The sequence below is a fragment of the Rhodospirillum sp. A1_3_36 genome, from assembly GCF_047263945.1.
Lineage (GTDB): Bacteria > Pseudomonadota > Alphaproteobacteria > Rhodospirillales > Rhodospirillaceae > Rhodospirillum.
On sequence record NZ_JBLAVB010000038.1, the window covers coordinates 1 to 20,451 of the forward strand.

The 20,451-nt window shown below is 56.2% G+C and carries 16 protein-coding genes and 1 pseudogene; 1 reads left to right on the plus strand and 16 read right to left on the minus strand.

Going from position 1 to position 20,451, the window contains the following annotated elements; all coding sequences use genetic code 11:
* Positions 1-137: 137 nt before the first annotated feature.
* The 15 genes from ACLIRY_RS25660 to ACLIRY_RS25730 all read right to left on the minus strand — a co-directional run bounded on the left by ACLIRY_RS25660 (position 138) and on the right by ACLIRY_RS25730 (position 19,284).
* Entirely contained in the window at positions 138-3,347 is a 3,210-nt protein-coding gene (locus tag ACLIRY_RS25660) for a hypothetical protein (protein WP_413208274.1), read from the minus strand.
* An 83-nt stretch (positions 3,348-3,430) separates the two neighbouring features.
* On the minus strand, positions 3,431-3,679 hold the full coding sequence (locus ACLIRY_RS25665) for a hypothetical protein (protein ID WP_413208275.1): 249 nt from the start codon (positions 3,677-3,679) through the stop codon (positions 3,431-3,433).
* Between the two features lie 11 nt (positions 3,680-3,690).
* The gene (locus tag ACLIRY_RS25670) at positions 3,691-4,563 is read right to left on the minus strand and encodes a hypothetical protein (protein WP_413208276.1); all 873 of its coding nucleotides are present in this window, start codon (positions 4,561-4,563) and stop codon (positions 3,691-3,693) included.
* 124 nt (positions 4,564-4,687) lie between these two features.
* Complete coding sequence (locus ACLIRY_RS25675) at positions 4,688-7,519, minus strand: hypothetical protein (protein WP_413208277.1); 2,832 nt, start codon at positions 7,517-7,519, stop codon at positions 4,688-4,690.
* Entirely contained in the window at positions 7,516-8,094 is a 579-nt protein-coding gene (locus tag ACLIRY_RS25680; RefSeq protein ID WP_413208278.1) for a hypothetical protein, read from the minus strand. Before ACLIRY_RS25680 ends, ACLIRY_RS25675 begins: the two co-directional genes overlap by 4 nt.
* 302 nt (positions 8,095-8,396) lie before the next feature.
* Entirely contained in the window at positions 8,397-9,368 is a 972-nt protein-coding gene (locus ACLIRY_RS25685; RefSeq protein ID WP_413208279.1) for a hypothetical protein, read from the minus strand.
* Between the two features lie 114 nt (positions 9,369-9,482).
* On the minus strand, positions 9,483-10,130 hold the full coding sequence (locus tag ACLIRY_RS25690; protein ID WP_413208280.1) for a 4Fe-4S cluster-binding domain-containing protein: 648 nt from the start codon (positions 10,128-10,130) through the stop codon (positions 9,483-9,485).
* Positions 10,111-11,889 carry an AAA family ATPase gene (locus ACLIRY_RS25695; protein ID WP_413208281.1) on the minus strand — a complete coding sequence of 593 codons (1,779 nt, stop codon included), beginning with the start codon at positions 11,887-11,889 and terminating at the stop codon, positions 10,111-10,113. The genes ACLIRY_RS25690 and ACLIRY_RS25695 overlap by 20 nt, the downstream gene beginning before the upstream one ends.
* Positions 11,886-13,310, minus strand: a complete 1,425-nt coding sequence (locus ACLIRY_RS25700; RefSeq protein WP_413208282.1) for a hypothetical protein — start codon at positions 13,308-13,310, stop codon at positions 11,886-11,888. Before ACLIRY_RS25700 ends, ACLIRY_RS25695 begins: the two co-directional genes overlap by 4 nt.
* Positions 13,307-13,756, minus strand: coding sequence for a hypothetical protein (locus ACLIRY_RS25705; protein WP_413208283.1), 450 nt, complete (start codon positions 13,754-13,756; stop codon positions 13,307-13,309). The genes ACLIRY_RS25700 and ACLIRY_RS25705 overlap by 4 nt, the downstream gene beginning before the upstream one ends.
* A complete protein-coding gene (locus ACLIRY_RS25710) occupies positions 13,753-14,466 on the minus strand; it encodes a hypothetical protein (RefSeq protein WP_413208284.1) in 714 nt (237 codons plus the stop codon). Before ACLIRY_RS25710 ends, ACLIRY_RS25705 begins: the two co-directional genes overlap by 4 nt.
* A 4-nt stretch (positions 14,467-14,470) precedes the next feature.
* The gene (locus ACLIRY_RS25715; RefSeq protein WP_413208285.1) at positions 14,471-14,899 is read right to left on the minus strand and encodes a hypothetical protein; all 429 of its coding nucleotides are present in this window, start codon (positions 14,897-14,899) and stop codon (positions 14,471-14,473) included.
* Between the two features lie 5 nt (positions 14,900-14,904).
* Positions 14,905-16,257: a hypothetical protein gene (locus ACLIRY_RS25720; protein WP_413208286.1), complete on the minus strand. Its 1,353-nt coding sequence runs from the start codon at positions 16,255-16,257 to the stop codon at positions 14,905-14,907.
* 181 nt (positions 16,258-16,438) lie between these two features.
* A complete protein-coding gene (locus ACLIRY_RS25725; RefSeq protein ID WP_413208287.1) occupies positions 16,439-18,553 on the minus strand; it encodes a hypothetical protein in 2,115 nt (704 codons plus the stop codon).
* Positions 18,553-19,284, minus strand: coding sequence for a hypothetical protein (locus ACLIRY_RS25730; protein ID WP_413208288.1), 732 nt, complete (start codon positions 19,282-19,284; stop codon positions 18,553-18,555). The genes ACLIRY_RS25725 and ACLIRY_RS25730 overlap by 1 nt, the downstream gene beginning before the upstream one ends.
* Positions 19,285-19,693: 409 nt before the next feature.
* Here ACLIRY_RS25730 and ACLIRY_RS25735 point away from each other — a divergent pair, with 409 nt between their 5' ends.
* Positions 19,694-20,050: a hypothetical protein gene (locus tag ACLIRY_RS25735; RefSeq protein ID WP_413208289.1), complete on the plus strand. Its 357-nt coding sequence runs from the start codon at positions 19,694-19,696 to the stop codon at positions 20,048-20,050.
* 181 nt (positions 20,051-20,231) lie between these two features.
* On the opposite strand, the pseudogene ACLIRY_RS25740 reads toward ACLIRY_RS25735, so the two are convergent.
* A pseudogene (locus ACLIRY_RS25740) lies at positions 20,232-20,451 on the minus strand (IS5/IS1182 family transposase); the annotation flags it as partial.

A 20,451-nucleotide genomic window follows, 5' to 3' on the forward strand; every position in this document is an offset into this window, starting at 1 on the left:
TCGCGCCATCCCCCTGTCCGGGGCATGCCCCGGACAGGGGGATGGATGCGGCGCTGGCGGCATGATCATCAAACCGGGAACAGCTTAACAAAGCCGCCAAGCTCTCCAAACAAGGGGGGACACCTCTCCCCTCCTTTTCATTCCGAAGGGAGATCCCCATGGCAGGTCAAACGACATATCACAGCCTCAACACGGCTTACGTGATCGACGCCACCGTTCGCGGAAGGGGAGTTCAGATAGTCCTTTAAACGATCAGTCCATTTAATAGCTGATGAAAGATACATCCTCTCTTCTCTCGTTGGCATAAGGTCGGACGGCAGACAGGAGGGATCTTTCAAAATAATACCAATCCGCGTTAGGAACGCATGTTCCACCGTTTGCGCAAGGCCAGCTCGCCCGTTGAATTCAACCAATTTATGATCAAGTCTCTCAAATACGGTCGTCACGTCCGCCAATTTCGATGGATCGTATCTCCCTTTGTCCATTTCTTCCGAATGGCCATGGGCCTGCGCCAAGATATTTCGGAGTTCAACACTTTCCAGGCTTGGAATCGCCATGCCAATAGAGCGAAGTTGCGACCCCATGGTTCGGTCACGCAGATCAATCACCGTTCTCAGTTCTCGGATCCAGGATGCCACATCTCCCTCCAAAGCGTCAGGGAAATGCCGACGATAGACCTGCCCCCCTTGCCGTAGGACCCCTACGCTCTCGTCCGAGAGGCCGAGAGACATGCAATCCATGAAGGCGTTGACACGTTGCTCCAAATGCCGAGAGGCGGCATCGCGTAATTTGAAGCGCTGGTCCAGTTCCATGATGGCTAGGAACGCATCTCTAACATAAGCGGGAGGTTCGACACTCAGGTCACCATCCGCCCCCCGAGGAAAAGCGTTCCCATCTATGGAGCGCATGCTCTCGATATTCTCGTGGATCTGGTCGATCTCATGCGCGACCGACTCCGAGGTCTCCTGGATCTCATGAAGCACAAGAAGCTCAATAGCGTCCAGAAGCTCCGCGTTGGACGTTGGCAGGAACGCGTCGAGGTTCCGATGCCATCCCTTCCGCGCCTCGGTCCATATGTGGGCGTCCGATTGGACCTTATGCACCAACTCCTCTACACGGTAGGCTCGCAAGAGACATTCCTTGGCATCGGGCCTGTCACTTGAAAACAACGCTTCCAGTTCTTCCAGGGTCGATTGGGCTTCTTTATCCCGCCAAGGAAGAAGGCTTACCGCTTCGTTCGCCCATGTCATGAGATCCGCCAACGCATACCCGTCAAGAAGGTCGTTCTTCCGCGCATCGATTTCGTCCAGCGCCTCCCTTAATCCAGTAGCTATCCCTTGTCGAACTCGACCCAAGGCCGCCAAAATCTGGTCGCGCCGTTCATCCAAAGAGCCACTCCGAAACAACGGGCTTACCCCCCGCTCTCGAAGGAAAACGACGACCGCACCATTCGTTCGCAAGTGGGACATTGCACCGGACACGTCAAGATGGGCGATACCCTCACTAGAGGAAGGAGAGAATGAATGCGTCCCCGCAAGAGGAAACAAAGGAACTTCGCGCGAACAAAGTAACTCCTTTAGCCATTCATGCACCTGAACAATCACCTCACGTTCTTTACTCCTCAATGACTCGACATATTCAATGGCCCACTGAAGAATAATAATATGTTCCGAAACAACCGATGGTGGATTACACTTTAATTCAACAAACCTAAACAACAGCTTATCCGCAGCCTCTCCCGTTATATTATCAAGAAATTCTTGGGAGGCCTTTTCCATCTCCACAAGCTGGCCATCATTCACGTCAAATTCAGACCTGATTCGCGATAGTTCCCCCAGGTTCTCCGCCACCGTTGCTCGAAATGCATCGCATTTCTTCACAGCGTCGTGGGCCAATCGCGGATCAAAGGAATCCTTTTTGTTCCAAATGGCATCATGGATTTTCAAAGCCGCGCGTAGATCCTTGGCGGCCTTGGAGTTATTCGGGAAGAGTTTGTCCGCGTTTCGCAGAACACCAACGCGAGCTAATTTACTTGCCACGTCAGCGTGGCGCGAAACCTCATTGGGCGGAATTTTCAAGCGGTAAAAGCACGGAGCATTCCCAAGGATCTCCGTATCCAACACATACTTCCGTAGTTTCCACAGGTAATTGTGGTAACCATCACCTTCCCAGTCGACACCCCAACCCAAGGGGTCCCACGCCCTCCATCCTTTGGTCACGCGATCATTCGCCAAGGTTCGCGACAACTGGGACGGAGTCGACACCGCGCTATCCTTCCAGGAGCGCGCCGCGGCCGCGATACCAACGAGTTCCGCCCGGTCCGCAGAAGCCAAGGCCAAATGTCCATGTCTGAGGAGGGCTGGCACACCCTGTTTAACGGCGGCGGCCGCCGCTTTCTCATTTCCGGACTCAATGACAATCCTCAAAAGGGAATGGACGGCATGAAGCACCGGGCCTGGCGTCCTGGCCAAGGCAAGACCATTGGCCTGAGGAGCGGCACCGCCTCCCCACCCCATGGCCAAGATCGCTTCGATCACGGGCCAGTTGCCGATACAGGAGATTTGTTCCCGGACAGTAAGAGAGGAGAGCACAAAAGCCAAGCCGGGAGGCGCGCCACCGGCCATGCTCCGATCCCTTAAATTATCCAAGACGTCAATGTGCCTAGAAGAAGGAGCCGCTCGTTTCGTCCCGATTTGGATGATGCTATTCTTACAGAACGTCCACCCCGCCTCGCAATGCCCCTCGATCCACTGCTCAACCTTGAATTGTGGTGGTGCGACGATCGCGACATAATCGCCGGGAAAAAGACGCTCCGGCTCCGTCAGTTCGGCTACCCACCCAGCCGTGACATAGGCGAAACTCAGGGGAAAAGTTCGAACATTCGACCCATTCTTGTCGATGAAGACAAACTCGACGGGAGGAGGAGGCGCCGAGGAACGCACCCTCATCTTGGAACCCGAAGGGTCGAACCTGAACGTCGCGATAAGTCTTAGATCTTCGGTTTCCCGTTCAATACACTGGCTCCATGAGCCGTCCCGTTGATACGAAGAATACATTTGGCCTACCCGCGCCTCACCGCGCGGCATGACAACCTCGACATCATCATTGGCCAGGATCCAGGATTTGGACTGACCGTCCACTGCGAAGTGGCGGACCGAACCGGGTCGCGCCGCGTCCAACGAGACCGGTGCATCCATTAAGAGGAAGGAAAAGATCCGCGACTCACCCGCGATCCGAAAGTTAAGCTCGAACTCTTGGAGTTCCCCGACATAGATCGGAAAAACAAGGTCGTTGGATATTTCCGTATCAATGATCAGCGTTTGGCCAAGCCACACTTCCACTGGCACCGTCCTCTCCTTCGAAGAGGAGGAGACAATGCGCGTGACAACGCATTGGAACGCGTGAAACCAGAAGGGATCCACCTGCAGGTTCACGACTGGCCCCGCGCTGAAATAATATAGGAAATTGGCAAGAAGGATACGAGAATCACAACAAGAGGAATGTATAAAATCCAAAATACAGACCAGAGAATTCCAAAAAGCGGAGCGACAAACCATATAAACAGCATCGGCCGACCAGAGACCGCCTTGACCAAACCGTGCTGGATCAGATGGGCCTCGAAATTCATATGGCGAATGAGTCGACTGGCAAAGCCGGATGGTCCCTTCAGTGACTTCATTTGAATCGCTCCTATAAAACCTTGTTCCACAACAGAGAAACAGCCAGCGTCAGCAGGAAAAGAGTCACTGCGATCTTTTGCCCGGGCAGCAGCCAAGGAGCATCATCGGGTAAGGGAGCCGCAGCTATGGGAATGAGTCCCCGAAGACCCAAGTGCCGCATACCTTGTTGCCGAAATGCGCGAAGGATAAGGCCACCCGCCACGCCGACCATGATGCCAATGCCCGAACTCGTGATCGTGGCGATAACCAGCACGTTATCCACGGGGCGCTGCAACTCATGAAACCGCCGCGCGACTTCATCCGGGCCAGGGATCCAGGATCTGGAATGGTACACGGTGGAAACCAGGGAAAAAGCCAATACATTTCCGCGAGCATGAAAATGATCCGCGACAGCACTCCCAATCCCATAGACGATCAACACAACGATCGCCGCGCCCCAAAAGGTTGGCCAAGAGGGTTCGCGGCCGAATATGAAAATGACGGCTGCGATACCTGCAACCCAAAGGGCGAGAGTGAAGACGGAGGCGAGAAGCAGTAGCCCCGCCCACCCAATCCACCCCATGCCAGCCCATATGAGAGAAAGAATATAAGAAATGAATAACATAATGAGCATTGCCGATGGAAGGCAAAACAAAGCGATGGCCGATGTTCCGACCACTTGACCAGCCACAAGAAATTCTCCCCGCCACCCAACACGAGGCCGGATCGCGAAGCCGAGTCCAATCATAGAAACGATCAAGACCTTTATGAGATCAAAATCAAGGTCAATGACCCGGTGCCCCGAAAACACCTCAGATCGACTGAGGTCTTCCATGATCAACCAGATCGCACCCGTCAGAAACGTAAAGAATGCGAGACTTCTCAAATCCCGGAAGAATTCCATGCTGCCTATTCCCACCCCATTAATTCAAAGATCTCGCTACGAACCCATACAACAGCACCCACTCGATAAAACACGACACGCCTTCGACACAATCATTCTCGCAACACCTCTGAATAATTCACTTTTATTTTCTTTTTTTATCTGAACGTCTTCTTTCATTGCACCGCTCCCTCAAATCTAATAGCCGACGTTCACCAAGAATATAACGAGCCCGCCGATCATTCTCCTCCTGCGGATCAATCTCTGAAGAGAAGGGGCGATAAAGCTTTCCAATGATGTTACCGAAAACACCTGGAACTTCGCGGTCCAACACTCTTGGGTCACAAGAGGCACGATAAATGAGATAATTCTCCAGGAACCTATATGACCTTGACCTCTCAGAGCTCGAAATAAGAGATTCTCCCTCCTTGCAATCCAGATATTTTATTTGATCTACATTTATAGAATCAAGGAATCCATTCGGAAATTTAAAATTTCTTTTCGACAAATTCAAAATTCCAGCAATACCAATGTATTCTAGAATCATTACTTCCTTTTCATTGATCCGATTTCCAGAATAGGTCGGCATCAATAGTCGCCACGACTCTTCCTTATCCAGGCCATGCCTTGCGAGGAGTTCGGCATCCCCGTACCGGCTTTCATCGAGCATCGAAGCAATTAATTCAACACTGGGAGAGAGGGGGAATCGTTTCTTGTAGTCCGAAGCCTCATGGGACCCAACCGTCGGGAGAATCTGAATCAGGCGCCGTGCCGTACTAGGGTCGGTTACCATTCTAATTTGATCGACCAACCGGTCGGCATTTCTTCCATGGAAGAGAATTTCACGCGTCAGGTTCCAATCCACGTCATTGGCTTGCACCGGCCAAGTGGCGCCCCCTCCATATGCAACCTCGTAAATATAACCCAAGGCTGGCGGCAGGCCAGCCAAGCTCCCTTTAGCCAATTTCCTCAAGTCCCGCACGATAGCCGCGCCGAAGAACGCAATGTCCTTTTTGTTCATCGATTGCCGTAGAAGGGTCCATGTACGCTCCAAGGGAACATGCATCCCCTCCGTCATGCTGGGCCCATAGCCATTGAGCGGACCGGGTTCAAGAACCTTCCCTTGACCTAAAAGGACGCCATGAATTCCTCCAACCATTCCCGAGATCCATGCTTCCGCCTCCCCCCTCACGCTCGCCGACAGGCGCGCCCAATGACTGGCCACGATCTCCGCCATGATTGGAGACACCTCATGGCCCGGGTTCCTCGAAATATGGTCGGCGAGCCGTTCGGCGAAAGGCTCCCCGGATCTCCCTGGAAGAAGAGCCTCCCACATGAATTCCTTTGATTGGGCCTTCATGAGGAGCTCGGCGACGGAAATCGCCATTCCCGAATCAAGTTGCTTGAAGGCCTCCAGAAGGCCTTGAAGGCCCGTCATATCGGAAGGTCCGACGGCCCGAAACAAGGGAACCAGGATTTGGATATCGCTTTCCCAGCCATAGCCCTGGTACAGATTACGAAGAGCCATCGCCAAGGGAGCATCAGGTAAGCGCGCCAGCAATTCCTCCGCTTCTCGTAGCGAACCGTTGATATCGCTGGACGCGGCGGCGGCGAACGCCGCCAGCGCCAAACGCGAAAGGCCGATGGTCTGGGAGCGCCAGGTCACCACCCAATCCATATCCTGGGAGGCGTGACTTGCCCACGAAAGCCACGGCCCCGCATGCCTGTCCTGCGTGATCAAATCCTCAAGCGCGTCGATCGCTTTCTCGGCGAGTGAAGAGTGAAGGTCCAGCGTCGCCAGGCATTCAAGTTCATCAAGAGTCAATCGGTACGAGAGCAACAATCGCTTGAGAGCCTTGAATGACGGGGGACCATCCAAGTCGCGCATCTCTTCCCAGGACGCGACACTTTCCATCAACGGCAAAGACACCGGAAAGACGTCGACCAGGATATCCAAGACATCCAGACGCATGGATGTGAAAGCCATGCTTGGAAGCACCTCGACTGGCCTCTCCAACCAATCCCGCAAGGCTGAAAGACGGCCCGTATCGACCAGCCTGGACAGGACATCGCGCGCCACCGCGTCCCAAGGTCGATCAATGGGAATGGGACGTACGGGCGAGCTTGGCCACAGCTCCGCCATCCGCTCCTCAAGCTCTCCATAGGTTAATCCGTCCGGCAAGCATTTGACGAGATGCTTCCAATAGGCATCCGCTTGCACCCAATCTTCGTCGGGGGGGGGTGACTTCCATGCTACGCCAATGTATCGATGCGGGTAATCAACCTCCCAGGCATGGGCCAACGCGACCTGCCCATCCGTTCTTCCCAGGCGACTTCCGAAAGCCAGACGCTGGGAAAGAGGCGCGGGCAACAAACTCATGGCTTGAGAGAACAGGTTCAGAACGTCGATCTGATCCATATTACGGTCCTGTATGCCCACGGGCTGACCAGAGACCAACGAACGGACAAGATTCTCAAGCATGGGGTTGGTCCGCCAGTCATCCGGGAATGGTTGAGAGAAATAAGGTGCGTCATCGATCAAGAGCGGCGGCAAATCCATGTTTTGCGTCAACATGGCATCCGGCCACAGATGCCTTTCCAATGAAGGCGCCAACGCGGGCCGCCAGGAAGACGCCGGGATCGCGATGAAATGAGCCTGGACGAAAGCCCGCCCCGCGCTTTCGTGCTCCCCCTGTTCGGACCGACCATAGATCCTGCCGGCGACACGCCAAGCCTGCCCTCCGGCGGGTACGTAAGCGGACACGATACCGCCCCGCTCCTCACGCCAATAATAGGTTTGCCAACTAAAGTTTTCGCTTTTTCCCAAACCCAGAACGGAAGGGTGACAGAATGCCTCCAGCGCCTTCGGAAAATTCGATGACAGTCCCGTACATCCATGCTCGACGCCAGGAATAATTGGCCCGTCCGGCTTGGAGACGAGCTTTCCGAAAATGAATTGTTCACATTGAACGGTCATGAAAGAATCCCATCTCTCCAGCATACACCCCGGGCCAAGAACTCAAGCGGCTCATAAAGTCTGTAGGGCAACCAGTCGTCACCGTGGGGCTGGAAATGCGAAGGGACGGTCCACCCCCCCTTCCCGTCCGACACCGCTTGGGCTCGCCCCGTTCGCCGCTCAAAGCCAAAGACGGAAACAAGACTGTACCATTCCCCTCCGGTCGCGACGGAATTCCTGACTGCGGCAATTCCCTCGGCGCCAAGGGCGTGTTCCGCGACGAGTTGAGGATCCAGTCCCTCCAACCGCCCAAGGGCGCCAGCCCCACGCAGGGTTGGCGCCAAAAAGAGCTCGGCCATTGTCAAACAGATCGCCACCCTTGGGATGGGAACAGGACGACCGTACAAAGATCGGCGCCGCGCGGCGATGTCGTCCATGAGAATTCGGAGGCGCTTGCCGATATCCCGAGGGCGAATATTGGGGTCTCCAGGTATGACCAGGAGAACCCCATCCGCCTCCGCCAGATTATTTACGATTTCGGGTGTCGGCCGATCAGGAGGAGGAGGAAGACAGTTCCCCCCCGGCGGATCCGCCATGGTCAATTCCAAGGCTTCAGCACCCAGGTTAAAAAACCGTGACCCTGGTAGGTTGACGCTAAGCGCCAGTCCATGGACTGATTCCGTCGCGTCAATGCTCTTTCCAAGAAGAATATTGGCGGATTCGTCCAAAAGCCTTTGAGCACGTGCATCTCCGGCTCTAGGTCGAACAACAATTGTTCGACGAGACTCATCCGCAGCGAAAGCCCGAGTCAAAGACGCCGCATAGGATGTCTTTCCGCTTTTCATCGGACCAGCGATCGCTATTCTCATCGTCGTCATCCCCCAGGTCACGAGGTGGGTTAGTTCAATGGGACGGGAATCATATTGATCTTCTGCCCTCCTGATAAATAAAGGAACGGTTCGAGAACTTGATGAGGCCTCCACTCGTCAAGAGCTTCCACGGCCGATATCGCTTCGTCGTTGGCCCTCACCGCCAATCCATTCGTTTGTCGATCAAAATTGGGCGCCCCTTTGGTGGTGAACCCAAAGACGGAAGTCCAACAGCAGGCCACTTCCGTATTATTTGGCAGATAAGTTCTCAACATTCGGAGGTTTTGCCGACCAAGAAGCCTGGTAAGGCTTTCAGCGGGGCAAGTTTGACGTAATTTGCGCTCCGCGTTAACGTCTCTTTCACCATACTGCCTGTCGGCCTTGGTCAAGGCGAAGGAAATTCTCTGGGCACTCAAATGCCTTACGTTCAGATCCGCCAGAAACCTGGGCAAGTCCAAGAAGAACGTCATAGCAGCGTCGTTGTCTGTTGGATCGACGCAGATAATTATGCCCGTCGCTTCGCGAATGCGCTGCAATTGTTCCTCTCTGTATCGCGTCAATTCCGCCGTATCGACTTCCGCACTCTTAGTATTCTTGGATGATTGAAAGAGCGTTCCACCAGGCCCATCCAGCATCGAAAATTGTTGCGTACTTTCTTGTCCCACGATGTTGGCGATGATCTTCCCCAAGATCCCCTTTCTCTTTGGCCTCAAACCGATTTCGAAGTTGAAATCGACCGTATCGGCGGTCGCATCGATAGGAATCTCCCCTCGGATCAGAGCCGTCCGCGCGGATTGAAAAAGCCTTGTGATCGGGTCCTCCCCGGAAGAGGGACGCACGGAGATTTCATTCAGAGAACTGTCGTAGGCGCCAGTTCCCGCCGCAAGTTGCAAAACAGAAAGAAGAAGCGTCTTCCCAGCGTTCATTGGCCCGATAATAACGTTACGATTGTTAGTATTCATGCTCGGATAGTAATGAGCAGCGTTAGATTCATTTGCCATTATTTATATCTCCGCGGGGATAAGGTCCGGGGGAACCGTCTGCTTGTTGACTAGTACTTCGGCAGGAACGCTGGCTTCAGCCTAAATTTGGAAAGTTGATGCATAAACACAGGTCTAGCGCACTGATTGATGAACCTTTTGACTGCTTCGGTGCACTAGTGACTTAGGGGATTGCAAACCACTGATGGAAAAGGCTCCGTTCGGTGCGAGGCGAACCGAGGCGGACTTCCCCTGCCTTCTGAACGCCGCGTCCAATTCCGCCCCTTCGTATCGGGATCCCATTGAATGCAGTCGCTGATTGTCGGAGCCTCGCCACGACGCGGTCTCCGAATACCGCTTTGGATCGAAATGACCGTCCATGACCAGATCGGTCTCGGCAAGCAAGGCACCATGTCGCCGATACAGCTGGTCCAAAGACATCCCCGAGTACAAGAAGGTCGACAATCCCAGGGATCGCACCGCCCGAAAAAGGAACGTGACCGCTTCCGCCTGATCGGTCGGTTCTCCACCGAGCATGGTAATGCCCTCCACGGAATGGGGAGAGTTCTCGATCACGTTTTGGATCGCGCCGACAATGTCGACCACGGTCCGTATCCAACCGCCGGAGGGCTCGAGGAAATTTGGGTTTAAGCAATGCGCCGTGCAGCGAAGAGAACACCCCTGAGTCCAGAAGGGAATCCGCCAGCCAGGGCCATTCGACAGGGTCGGATGGATGTCCTCCAGCGGGTGGCCGAGCCTCAATTCAACCGTCAAGCTGGACATGCGCGAAGTCCTCCGCCTTAAGGATTGTCAAATCGTCCCGGTTCGGGCGAGTTCCAAAGAGCCGACTATCCCTGGCAACGCGAGCTTCGCGAATGATGTTCTCGGCAACCCGACCATTGGAGAAGGGTTGTCGTGCTGCCTCGCAATGACTTCTGTGGTTGGTGATCAAGGTTCGGGCAATGGGCAAGGCCGCCTCTTCGAGGACATCATCCATTGCCGCAGCCTGAAGACGAAGAATTTCGATGACTTGATCATCGGTGTAGTCGTTCAGGGTCACCGTTTTAGCGAAGCGGCTTGGGAGGCCGGGATCCACATCAAGGAACGTTTTGATTTCACTAGGATAACCCGCGATAACAACCGCCAAGCGATCTTGATAATCCAACATCCAGGACATCAATTCCTGGATGGCTTGGCGACCAAAATCCGTCTCTCCACCACTCGCCAATTGGTGCGCTTCGTCGATGAAAAGTACCCCCCCCAGAGCTTCCTGACAGATTTGGCGCGTTCGGGCTTCCGTGTGACCGAGATAGGATCCAACGAGATCGGACCGTTTCACCGCCTTGAAGCCACCACTCAAGATGCCAAGATCAGCAAATATTTCCCCCAGTGCACGCGCCACGGTGGTTTTACCCGTACCCGGGGGCCCCTGCAAAATGGTGTGGAGCCGTGGAGGTTGGGTCGTCAAACCATTCAATCGACGTTGCTTTTCCATCTCCAGCCCCTGCTGGAGGGAACGCAACTGTTGTACAACCTGATCCATGCCCACCATTTTTTCGATCCGAGCGATGGGATCGGGGATTTCCCGAGGCGGGTGACCGCGTAACGCGTCGTAAAGCGGCATATTCGCTTCCCCGACCCTTTCTCCGAAAGGGCGGTCGGCGGGCACGGTGGGCCAGGGAATGATCCTGCTCTCCGGCAAGGAAATGCCGGGCATTGCGTCAATCGCCTTGAGGTACTCCCGACCACCGAAGTCATCTTGTCCATCGTGCAGGGCGACCCTGAAGAACGTCCCATCCCGCAATCCTTGGGCGCGCTCCTCCGATGCGGAGAGCACGATCAAATAAACCCCAGCCCTTTTCGCCTCCTTCCCAAGAACCGCGAAACGCCGCGTAAGAAGCGCCGCGCTTTGGGGCTCGAGCTGGGTTCCGGGGGCGAAAGGAAACTGAGGGGGCGTAAGAAGGGTGTCATCCAGTACGATGACCGTACCCGTCCTGGGGCCGTCCGCCATGCGCTCGGCCGATCCATTGATCCATTGGTACCCGCAAGCTTGTTCGACCGTCTTTAGAATGTCATGAAGACGGCTGCGCCAATCGACACCTTCCAGATTTTGCAGGACACGATTCCCACGTTGCGCGGTGAACACGCTCAGTTCATCGAAGGAAAGGAAATCATCGTCATCGTCATCGTCATCGTCATCATCCCGGCCATGCTCAGAATCAACGGGCGGCGTGGCGGACGGTTTCTCTTCGATTGCCACGGGCGGGCGCAGGTACCAGGACAGCAACTGAATGCCCACGGTCAGATTGGGCCCCACTCGAACGTCTTTGGGCAAATGCGCCCCCCGTCCGGACAGAACAATGATTTCCCGATATTTCTCTTCCCCCAATCCCGTCGCCACAGCTTCCAAAAGGGTACGCGCGGGGACACGGCGCAATCCGGCGTAAAATGGTCCCCGATGTCCCGTCACAAGGATCGTTCCGCCGGATTGCCCAAGAGCTTCCAGGTATTCCGCGAGCCGAGGCAGAGAGTGGGTGGTCACAGCTTACCCTCCGTGCGAGCGATGCTTGACGCGAACCGGCGCCAATCCTGCCCCTTCGCCGCAATCACCGTGTTTGGTTCGCTTCGGTTCACAGAGTCATAGCGGGATTCCCCGACCGCAGCCCCGTCCAGCCCAAGGGCTTGCATCATCGCGTGCCCCTGCTCGGTACAACTGCTATTGCTTTCGTAGCCGAAGCCATCAAGCGTGACCGTGCCGTCAAGATCACTCGTGATCAGCACCGTGCTTTGGCCAAAGCGACAAGTTGTCACCATCGGAGACTTGAGGTCCGTCGGATCGGAGAGAGCCTGTTCGATGGACACCGCCGGCCCATTCAACTCCACCAGCCGTTGGACGACGCGGGCGGTCGCCTCTTTTCTATCCCGGGCCATGTCCTTGAAGATCGGGGCCGTCTGAACCATGCCCAGGATGTCAGCGCGGACGTCATCAAGGATCTCCTCATCCCGAACCTGCTCCACCGCAAGGCGTTCGTACTGGGCGTACCCTTTCTCCGACCGCTGCCCGAGGCGCTCGAGGATGGCGAACACGCGGGTCAGTTCCGAAGCGAAATACCGCGCGGTTGGCTTATCGTCGGCAAGGGAGAGAAGATAGGATATGCTTTCCGAAACGTAATTTCGCCCGGCATCCAATTCCGCTTGGCGCCATAAAACCATTGTTTCAAAGGTCCGGACATCCGCCGCCGCCGCGTGTGCGGCAGCCAAAGCCGCTTCCCCGTCACCCCGGTCGATCAGCCCCCTGGCTTCCGTCAACCGCTCCGTGATCGCGCGCTCGCTTTCCTGCAACTTAAGAGTGCAAATTCTATCTGCGTGACGAGCCAGACCCGCCTCGAGGGTGTTCACCAATTCCGTCGCGCGAGCCAGCTCGTTTTCCAATTTGGCGAGCCGAGCTTCCCGCTCCATTCGAACCTGCTCCTCGACCTGTTCGATATTTTCCTGAAGCCGCCGTTCCCCTTCTTGTCGGCGACGCTCGGCCTCTGCCAAGCCCTCCTCCACGGCCTGGGAAAGGGTGTCGAAGGCGTGACGCGTTTCCGTCATGTGGCGCTCTTGGATCCTCTCCAAGTCAGCGATGGCCTCCGCCGTCAGGGCTTGGTCCACGCGCAGGACGCTCATGTCCCGAGCGTGCTGCTCCTCCATTTGCCGACGCGCTTGCTCGGCCTCGGCTTGCACCCGGCGAAGCGAAGAGAGATCCCGGCGCATCCCTTGAACCTCTTGGGTTTGCCGCTCCAGATCCTGGCTCACGCCCGCCAATTGGGTTTCCCTTTGGCGGATCTGCCCTTTCAGTCGCTCCACCTCCCGCGCCATGGTTTCCGCGCGCCGTTGCCGGGCAACAGCCTCTTGATTGGCCTTCGCGGTCTGGTACTGCTGATAATTGTGATAGGTGACGCCATTCACGGTCCAGCTCATAGGTTAGTGTCTCCGTCGGGACTTGTCATCAGACAGTCGAGAAGGTCGCGATAGGCCATAAGGGTTTGATTCTGGGCGTCCAGCAGGGCCGCCTCCTGTTCTCGCCGAGCGAGCGTTTGAAGAATCGTGCTTGCTTCCTGGGTCGCCGCTTCGACCCAGGTGGCCAGATCCCCGTCCAACCTTGGCCCCAGAATTTCACCTTCGAAGCGATCGGCCCCTCGAGCTCTGACCGCATCAAGCTTCAGAGGAAGAGGACCAAGGCAAAGCACACCGCGAATGGCCCGAGCGATTTCCTTCAGGCCAGGATTGGCGACTTCCTTGGGTAAGGCATCCAACCTGCCTTGCAATTGACGGTGAATGGCGACCAAGTCCGCGAGCGACGTCTCCTCATCCGCAACCATGGCTCTGGCCGTCGCGATATTGGTTTGGGAATCAAGAGGACTCATGACATCACCTCGTCCAGGGGTGAACTCTGCCGCCAGCGGAGCCGCGCCTCTTCTCTCGCATCATTCAGTTTGTCTAGGAGGTCGTCGCGCAGACGGGTAAGCGCGCTGATCTGAAACTGGGTCACGGCTTCGATAACGGGTGGCGCCACGGCGTGCGCTCCTTCAATCAAGTCACGCGATATATCCGCCAGGCGATCCCCGCGTTCTTCGATCAGATGCTCAAGCTCGCTCACCCGCGTCTGTTCAGCCTGAACGGATTCAATGCGTTTGCTCGCCTGCCTCAATTGGTTCAAAAGAGCCTTCCGGCTCCGGTCGATCTCGGCACCGTGGGAAGACAGGATTTGCGTGACCTGCGCCGGAGAAAGCCCCATGAGAGGGATACCCAAGAAAGATGAAGCATCCTCGATCACAGCGAAATCTTCCTCGCAAGCGAGAAGAGAGAGAATACTTTCGCAACGCGCCCGCAACGCCGCCCGACGTTCACTCAACAAATCCCGTTGGTGGTTCACTTCTTGACACAGCTGATCGCGCTCGTTGGTCAGCCGCTCAACTCTTGCTTCAAGTTCAGCGACGCTGTCGTCCACGACAGGACCGTCCAAGGCGCGAAGTTCCCGTGTCAGATCGTCATTGCTCCGCTTGATTTCATCAAGTTTCGCGCCGAGGGATCGCCGGTGCCGATCCCAAAGGATTTCCGCCCAAGTCTCGCTCATAAGTTCACTCCATCGCCCCACTCGACAACGCGGTGGCGTTCAGGTCCGAGAATTCGGCCTTCAATTGGGCGATCTCGATCCTCAGCGCGTTTTCCTGGGCTCTCAGGGAAGCTTTTGTTCTCTCTTCCTTCTCGCGCTCTGGATTGGCCTCCCGCCGCTGGGCAAGAGCGGCGCGTAGAGTTTTGTTTTCCTCCCTCGCGACTTCAACCCCCTCGCTTGAGACGTCTTGCGTCTGACTTACCAGCACCGCGAATTCACGCTTTTGAACCGCAGTCAGATAGAGATCCCCGAAGAAGGTGACCCGCCGTATCCAAACGTGTCGTTCCCCCTCCGACGCTGCAGCCGCGTCACCAAGGATCGCGTTCAGCAGGCCCCGCGCCCCACCCTCTCCAAGGGCGTAGCGCCAATCCTCGAACCCTTCTTTCTCCATCATTTTCGTCATACCATCGTGACCTTGACTGCGCTCAAGTCCCGCAGCTCCATTAAGTGGCGTTTGGCGGTATTCATCCCACGAAAAAGCCCTTCCTCCGTCGCGGGTTCGGCGACCACATGAATTCCGCAGGCATCCAGCGCCCGCCTCACTTCCGTTTGAACCTGGCGAAAAACGTCGAAGGATCGCTCTAGCCCGAAGGGAGCGGCCGAATGCGTGAGAAAAAGGTAGACAATGGGGATCCGTGCCTCGCGACACCGATCCAAGGCCTCCTTCCAACAGAAGGTCTTCTGGCGGACGGCGGTGGAGTGCCCCATGGCATTCCGAACCTGAAAAAACGGTGTGTCCGGTTCACGCGGAAAGGTTGGGGGCGAATTGCCGACGATAAGGATCGCCTTATTATTTTCTCGTTCGTCGACAAGACGGATCGAAGCGGCGTTCAGTGCCTCGTCAAGAGCATCCCAGAGATCCAGCCCCGGTGCCCACGTAAGGTTCTGAACCAGCCGATCGACATGTCCAGACGCTTCCGCGCCAACCTCGGAAAAGGGGCGTTCAGGCATATTCACCGTGTGAGGACAAACGACGCCATCTCCCCCTTGGTCGGCGAACCACCAGCAATCAACCGGCGTGTCTTCTCCAAGGGCTCGCGTGATCGCCGGACCGAGAGTCCGCCGAATTTCGCTGTTCACCTCCGCCTGTGGGATCTCCTCGCCCTCACCCTCTTCATCGGCGGCCAGGAAACCACCCGTCGGCATCCGCCCGATGCCAAGACTGATTTCCCAAGCCCGTCCCCACTTGCCTTCATCGGGACAGGTTCGATCGAAAATCACGGCGAGACGATCAATGGACGCGGGAGGTGGCCGGGATGATACGGGCGCGAGAGGCGTTACTTGGCCAGTGGCGACATCAACTTCGCCCACCGTCCAACTGTCCCCTTGGGAATTCGGCCGAATATCCAGCCTGAGCGCGCTCCGCCCCTTCCGCAGAACACGAAAGCGGGCCGCGGGGGGAACAAACCGTCCGTCGTGGCTTTTGGCTTCCACCTCGATCCAGGACTCCCGGCCAATATCGTCGACTTCGACGGAAAGCGCGATGGGAAGTAGCCGATCACGGAGAACCAACGGCGCCCCGCTCCCCCTTATGGTGATATCCAGACTGACACTTTGCGCCATATGGGGGGCGGCATGCGACGGAGACGAGGATCCGTCCGCCCCTTGAATTTCCCCACGACCGTCAAAAGTGACCAGGCGCGGTGGACTGGCGGCTCCTTCGTATATTCTCGCCAAGCCAAGCATGGTGTCCCGATCCAGCCGGTCGGCCGCCGGCCCATCCCCCTCGTTCACCAGAATCACCGTGGGCAATGTGGGGGCGGAGACAAGAGCATCGAACGAGGACGCGTCAAGGGAAACTCCCGCCCGTGACCAACTCCGGAAATGACATTCCAGTATCCGAACAGGAACTGATCGCAGGTCGATTATACCAAAGTGATCGCCTGTACCTTCCAGGATTCCTCGCAAACCAGCGGGAAGCTCCAACGCGGTGCTAGACATCGGAAACCTCCATCCAATGGGCCCAACCCGGTAAGGTCGCGAGCGCTTCGATTAATTCGGAGTGACGGCGTCCATCCATTCGACTGGGGCGGACCGGAGGGGGAATGGGGGAGAGGCGACGCAACGCCTCCAAAAGAGGGGCGATCAATCGCCTTTCCCCGGCATCGACTTCCTCCCGCGCCAAAAGCGGTCGAACGACGTCCCTCACTGGATGAAGCAAAGGAAGGAAAGCGATCATCGCGTCGACGGACAAACTTGGCGGGGGCCCGTTTGGAAGGGGAGACAACAGTTCCCCTTCCAACCATCGGGCCAACGCCGGGGGAAACTTGGCCGCCCTCAAGAACGGACGGATCGCCGTCTCGCCGCCGACGGCGAAAGCCTGTCGCATGACCTGCTGATACAGAACGGACTCCGGCAACACCGGAATCAACCGCTTCGACTGTTCCGGGTTCAGGGTGATCCGATCATCCAAGGCCAAGGATAAGGTCGCCGCGAGGGAACGCCCTTCGGATGACAACGCGACCCGTCCAAGCCAATCCACCATGGCCTGCGGCATGCTTGGTTCCCACCGGCGCCAGAACCATTCCTGTTCGACGCGACCAGACAGCAACGGGGCAAGGTCGTCACGCCATGACGGAGGCGGTTGTAGCGGGGGTACCGCGTCGGGGCTCAGCAGAGCCACCACGGCGTCTGAAAGGCCACTGTCCACCAGCAAGGAAAGGGGGAAACCAACCATCACGGCGGTGATGACACGCGCCACCAGATCCACGTCCGCATCGCGCGCGGTTTTCGCTACCATGGAAAGAGCAGCGGTATCCTCCTCGGATGGAGTGAGCGCCCGCCACCGCGTGACCCAGGACGGATCGGACAGGAAAGCCCAGACGAACTCGGGGCGCGGGAAGCCCGCCACTTCGAGCAGCATGAGCGCCAAATTTTCCATATCTGGCGGCAAGGCGATGACCAACACCAAGGTTGGCCCCGGGGGAAGTGAGCTTGGTAACAGCCCCATTTCGAACAGAAGCGGAAGATGGGGTACGAGATGCGTGGCCGAAGACCATTGCCCTCCACGCAGAACATCCAGCGCCGCCCGAGCCCCTGGAGGAAGCAGGCGAGCCAGATGGGCGGGAGACCTGTTGCCAAACAAAGCGAAAAAACGTTCCAGCCCTCCCTCGGTTCCGAACCAGCGAGACGCGATATAATCCAGGGCCTCCATGGGCAAACGGGACGCGGTGGACCTCAAATCCTCGTCGGACAGAAAGTCGTTCTTCGCCATCGTCGTAAGCTCTTCCGGCAGACCATGGGCGAGCATGTTCGCTTTCCCAGTCGCCGTGGCGCAGACCCAAGCGATGGCCTCGCCGGAGAGAGCCTCCCCGTCCCGTTGCTCCAACCGGGACACTGCGGCGATGATCAAGCGTTCGGCCTCCCGACCCGGTGGCACGAACCGGACCAGTCCTGACAAATCAAGGGTCGCGACCTCTGGATGGGCGGAAATGAAGTCCTCCACCTTGGTGGACGGCGCCCAGAAACCGTCGCTCAGAACGAAACCCAGTCCTTCGGCGGGACGGGTCGGAGTATGGCCGGGATACACGGCCAACCAATCGATCAACCCAGGCCCCAGAACCTCCAGAAAAAACGCCATTTTTTCCAGCTTGTCCGTCTGGGCGAACGGAACCCACCCCATGATGAATTCCAACAGCGGTGCGAGAGCACCCACTTGCGCCGACGCGACGACTTCGCTGACCGACGCGAAGCCTTCCTCCTGACGCATGGCCTTCAACTGGTTTGACCGATACACGGCGACCAATAGACCAATCAGCCATCCCGCCGACGGTGTCACGACATCAAGCGTTCCGAGATGCGCTTCGTGCAAAAAACGTCCCGAGGCGTCCAGGCCAGAGGCGCGATGCATGGATTGAATGAACCAAGTTTCCCCATGCCGAAAAAGAACCATCGACCGGTTATATTCGCCATTGATATGGACTTGCAGGTGCGCGGCGGATTTGGACTGAACCGATTCCGGTGGCATGGCGCCAAAAACCTGGTTCAAGGTAAAGTCCTCGCCAGCGCCCTTCTTCCGCCATGTGGCAAGCCCAATAACCTTCGCCATTACTGGATACCAAGTTCGCGCATGATGCTGATCAAGGGAACGGATACATTTCGCGGATCAATCCCAAATGGCATTGTGTTTCCGAATTCTCCAAGAATGACAGCGGGAAAATCCGGAGCCGCAAGGTTCCTGCAATAGCCGAAGGCCGACACCGGCCAAGCCCTATCACCAAAAGGACCGACGACACGGGCATGACTCTGTATTCTGGGCCATTCCCGCCACCAGCTCGTGTAAGCCGACCACTCCTTGGCTTCGGCGCGCAGACCCTTTTCGCATTTGGTGAAAATCAACCCCGACGGTAGGGAAGCCACGAAAGGGAGAATGGAATAAAGGACAGTGAACTGATGATCGAGGTTCGGCGAGTCCCACTCAACGAGGAAAAGAATTCCATCAATGTCGGCAAGGAGCTTTTCCCGAATGGAATCGTTGGCAAGCTCATGAACGAGGCGCCCACGGATATCCCTCAATTCAAGGCATAAACCACTCTTAAGATACAATGATACATCGATTTTTTCCTCGATCGTTCCTTCCGTGTTCATTCCAATTGTTAGATTACGCCAATGCGGATAGATGAGCTTTGTAAGGCTCTCCGCAGATCTTTCCATATCAATGAAAGACTTAAGTTTCTCACAACCATATATAGCCGAAGCAAGCCAGGACGTTTTCCCAACTTGCGTATCCCCCCAAATGACAATTGTCTTCTTTTCTGAAAAGATATTATTTTCATCCATTCACGCCAATCCCATGATTCTACATTTATGGAAGAAACTTTACACTCTATGACTAGCGTTAAGCTTAGTGAACGCATTGACTAAAATCAACTAAAAATAACTCAAAATCATAATGAATCGTGTTAAGTGTCTTCACCGTGTTTCAGCGCATTTTGTCGGAGGAGATGACGCAAGGGTGAGTTGAGTATGAAAGGATTGGATGGGCATCGTGGTCCGATGCGTGACAAAGAGGGCTCGCTCCAGCGCGCGACCGATCTCGACGGTCACCACCCGGGATCTTTCGCGCAGGACATTCCACTCCTGAAGACCACACCCATCACCGCCCAACTCGAACCGTGAAAACGCCCACCCGCCGCGATCCGTCGACGGATCGCGCTGATTTTGTTTTTAAACTCGGTGCACGAAATCCATGATGAAATCCATCCTTATCATCACTTTTGGAATACTGACTTTCCCAGTCTCGTTAGGGGCCCATTTATTCTTTAACAACAAAACTCTTGTGTTGACAAATACGGCACTTTTAATTTTAAACGCTTATTTCCTGTATCAAACCCTCCATGACTGCCCCATGGAGAACGCAAATCTGCAAAGGGCTTGCCTTGAAGGTCCGGATCGCGTTTTGCGGGGAGACGCATCGGCCGACGAAGGAAGAAAGACTTGCGCGCCAAGCAAATTGACTCTCGGTTACCGCTGCATTGCTTCCGCCGCGTCATCGCTTCTCATTAAGCCGATAATCCTGCAAATTTACTTTGATGAGATGAGCTAGCAGTGTGTCTGAGAATTTTTTCTGGGCCTTTGCTGTCGGCATGGTCTGGAGGGGGGGAGCAAGGGGCGCGTTGCCCCCCCTCAAGCCATGCTGAGCTTCGCCATTCTCTTACAGTTGTAGGCCAGCGCGACGAGGGTCCATTCGCTTTTGACCTTCTCCAGGCTGCGGAGCCCTGTCAGTCCGGACCGTCATCGGGTGGCTTCGGTGGGGAGCCCTTGCGCCCACTTCTGGCGTCATAGGCCGCCTTTTTCTCTTCATAAACGCGCTTGGCTTCCTCATGCTCGGCCTGCGCTTCGGCCTCAAGCCGCTGGCAAGCCTCGTCCAACTTGGTCTTCAGCGTCTCCCGAGGGGCGATCTCCTTGGGTAGGGCTTGCGGGTCCGGCGCATCCTCCGCGTCGGCG

Coding starts and splice junctions, on each gene's coding strand:
- ACLIRY_RS25685 (WP_413208279.1), bottom strand. CDS start 9,368: ATGGCAAATGAATCTAACGCTGCTCATTACTATCCGAGCATGAATACT.
- ACLIRY_RS25675 (WP_413208277.1), bottom strand. CDS start 7,519: ATGACCGTTCAATGTGAACAATTCATTTTCGGAAAGCTCGTCTCCAAG.
- ACLIRY_RS25725 (WP_413208287.1), bottom strand. CDS start 18,553: ATGGCGAAGGTTATTGGGCTTGCCACATGGCGGAAGAAGGGCGCTGGC.
- ACLIRY_RS25665 (WP_413208275.1), bottom strand. CDS start 3,679: ATGAAGTCACTGAAGGGACCATCCGGCTTTGCCAGTCGACTCATTCGC.
- ACLIRY_RS25730 (WP_413208288.1), bottom strand. CDS start 19,284: ATGGATGAAAATAATATCTTTTCAGAAAAGAAGACAATTGTCATTTGG.
- ACLIRY_RS25715 (WP_413208285.1), bottom strand. CDS start 14,899: ATGATGGAGAAAGAAGGGTTCGAGGATTGGCGCTACGCCCTTGGAGAG.
- ACLIRY_RS25700 (WP_413208282.1), bottom strand. CDS start 13,310: ATGAGCTGGACCGTGAATGGCGTCACCTATCACAATTATCAGCAGTAC.
- ACLIRY_RS25680 (WP_413208278.1), bottom strand. CDS start 8,094: ATGGCGGATCCGCCGGGGGGGAACTGTCTTCCTCCTCCTCCTGATCGG.
- ACLIRY_RS25690 (WP_413208280.1), bottom strand. CDS start 10,130: ATGTCCAGCTTGACGGTTGAATTGAGGCTCGGCCACCCGCTGGAGGAC.
- ACLIRY_RS25705 (WP_413208283.1), bottom strand. CDS start 13,756: ATGAGTCCTCTTGATTCCCAAACCAATATCGCGACGGCCAGAGCCATG.
- ACLIRY_RS25670 (WP_413208276.1), bottom strand. CDS start 4,563: ATGGAATTCTTCCGGGATTTGAGAAGTCTCGCATTCTTTACGTTTCTG.
- ACLIRY_RS25735 (WP_413208289.1), top strand. CDS start 19,694: ATGATGAAATCCATCCTTATCATCACTTTTGGAATACTGACTTTCCCA.
- ACLIRY_RS25710 (WP_413208284.1), bottom strand. CDS start 14,466: ATGAGCGAGACTTGGGCGGAAATCCTTTGGGATCGGCACCGGCGATCC.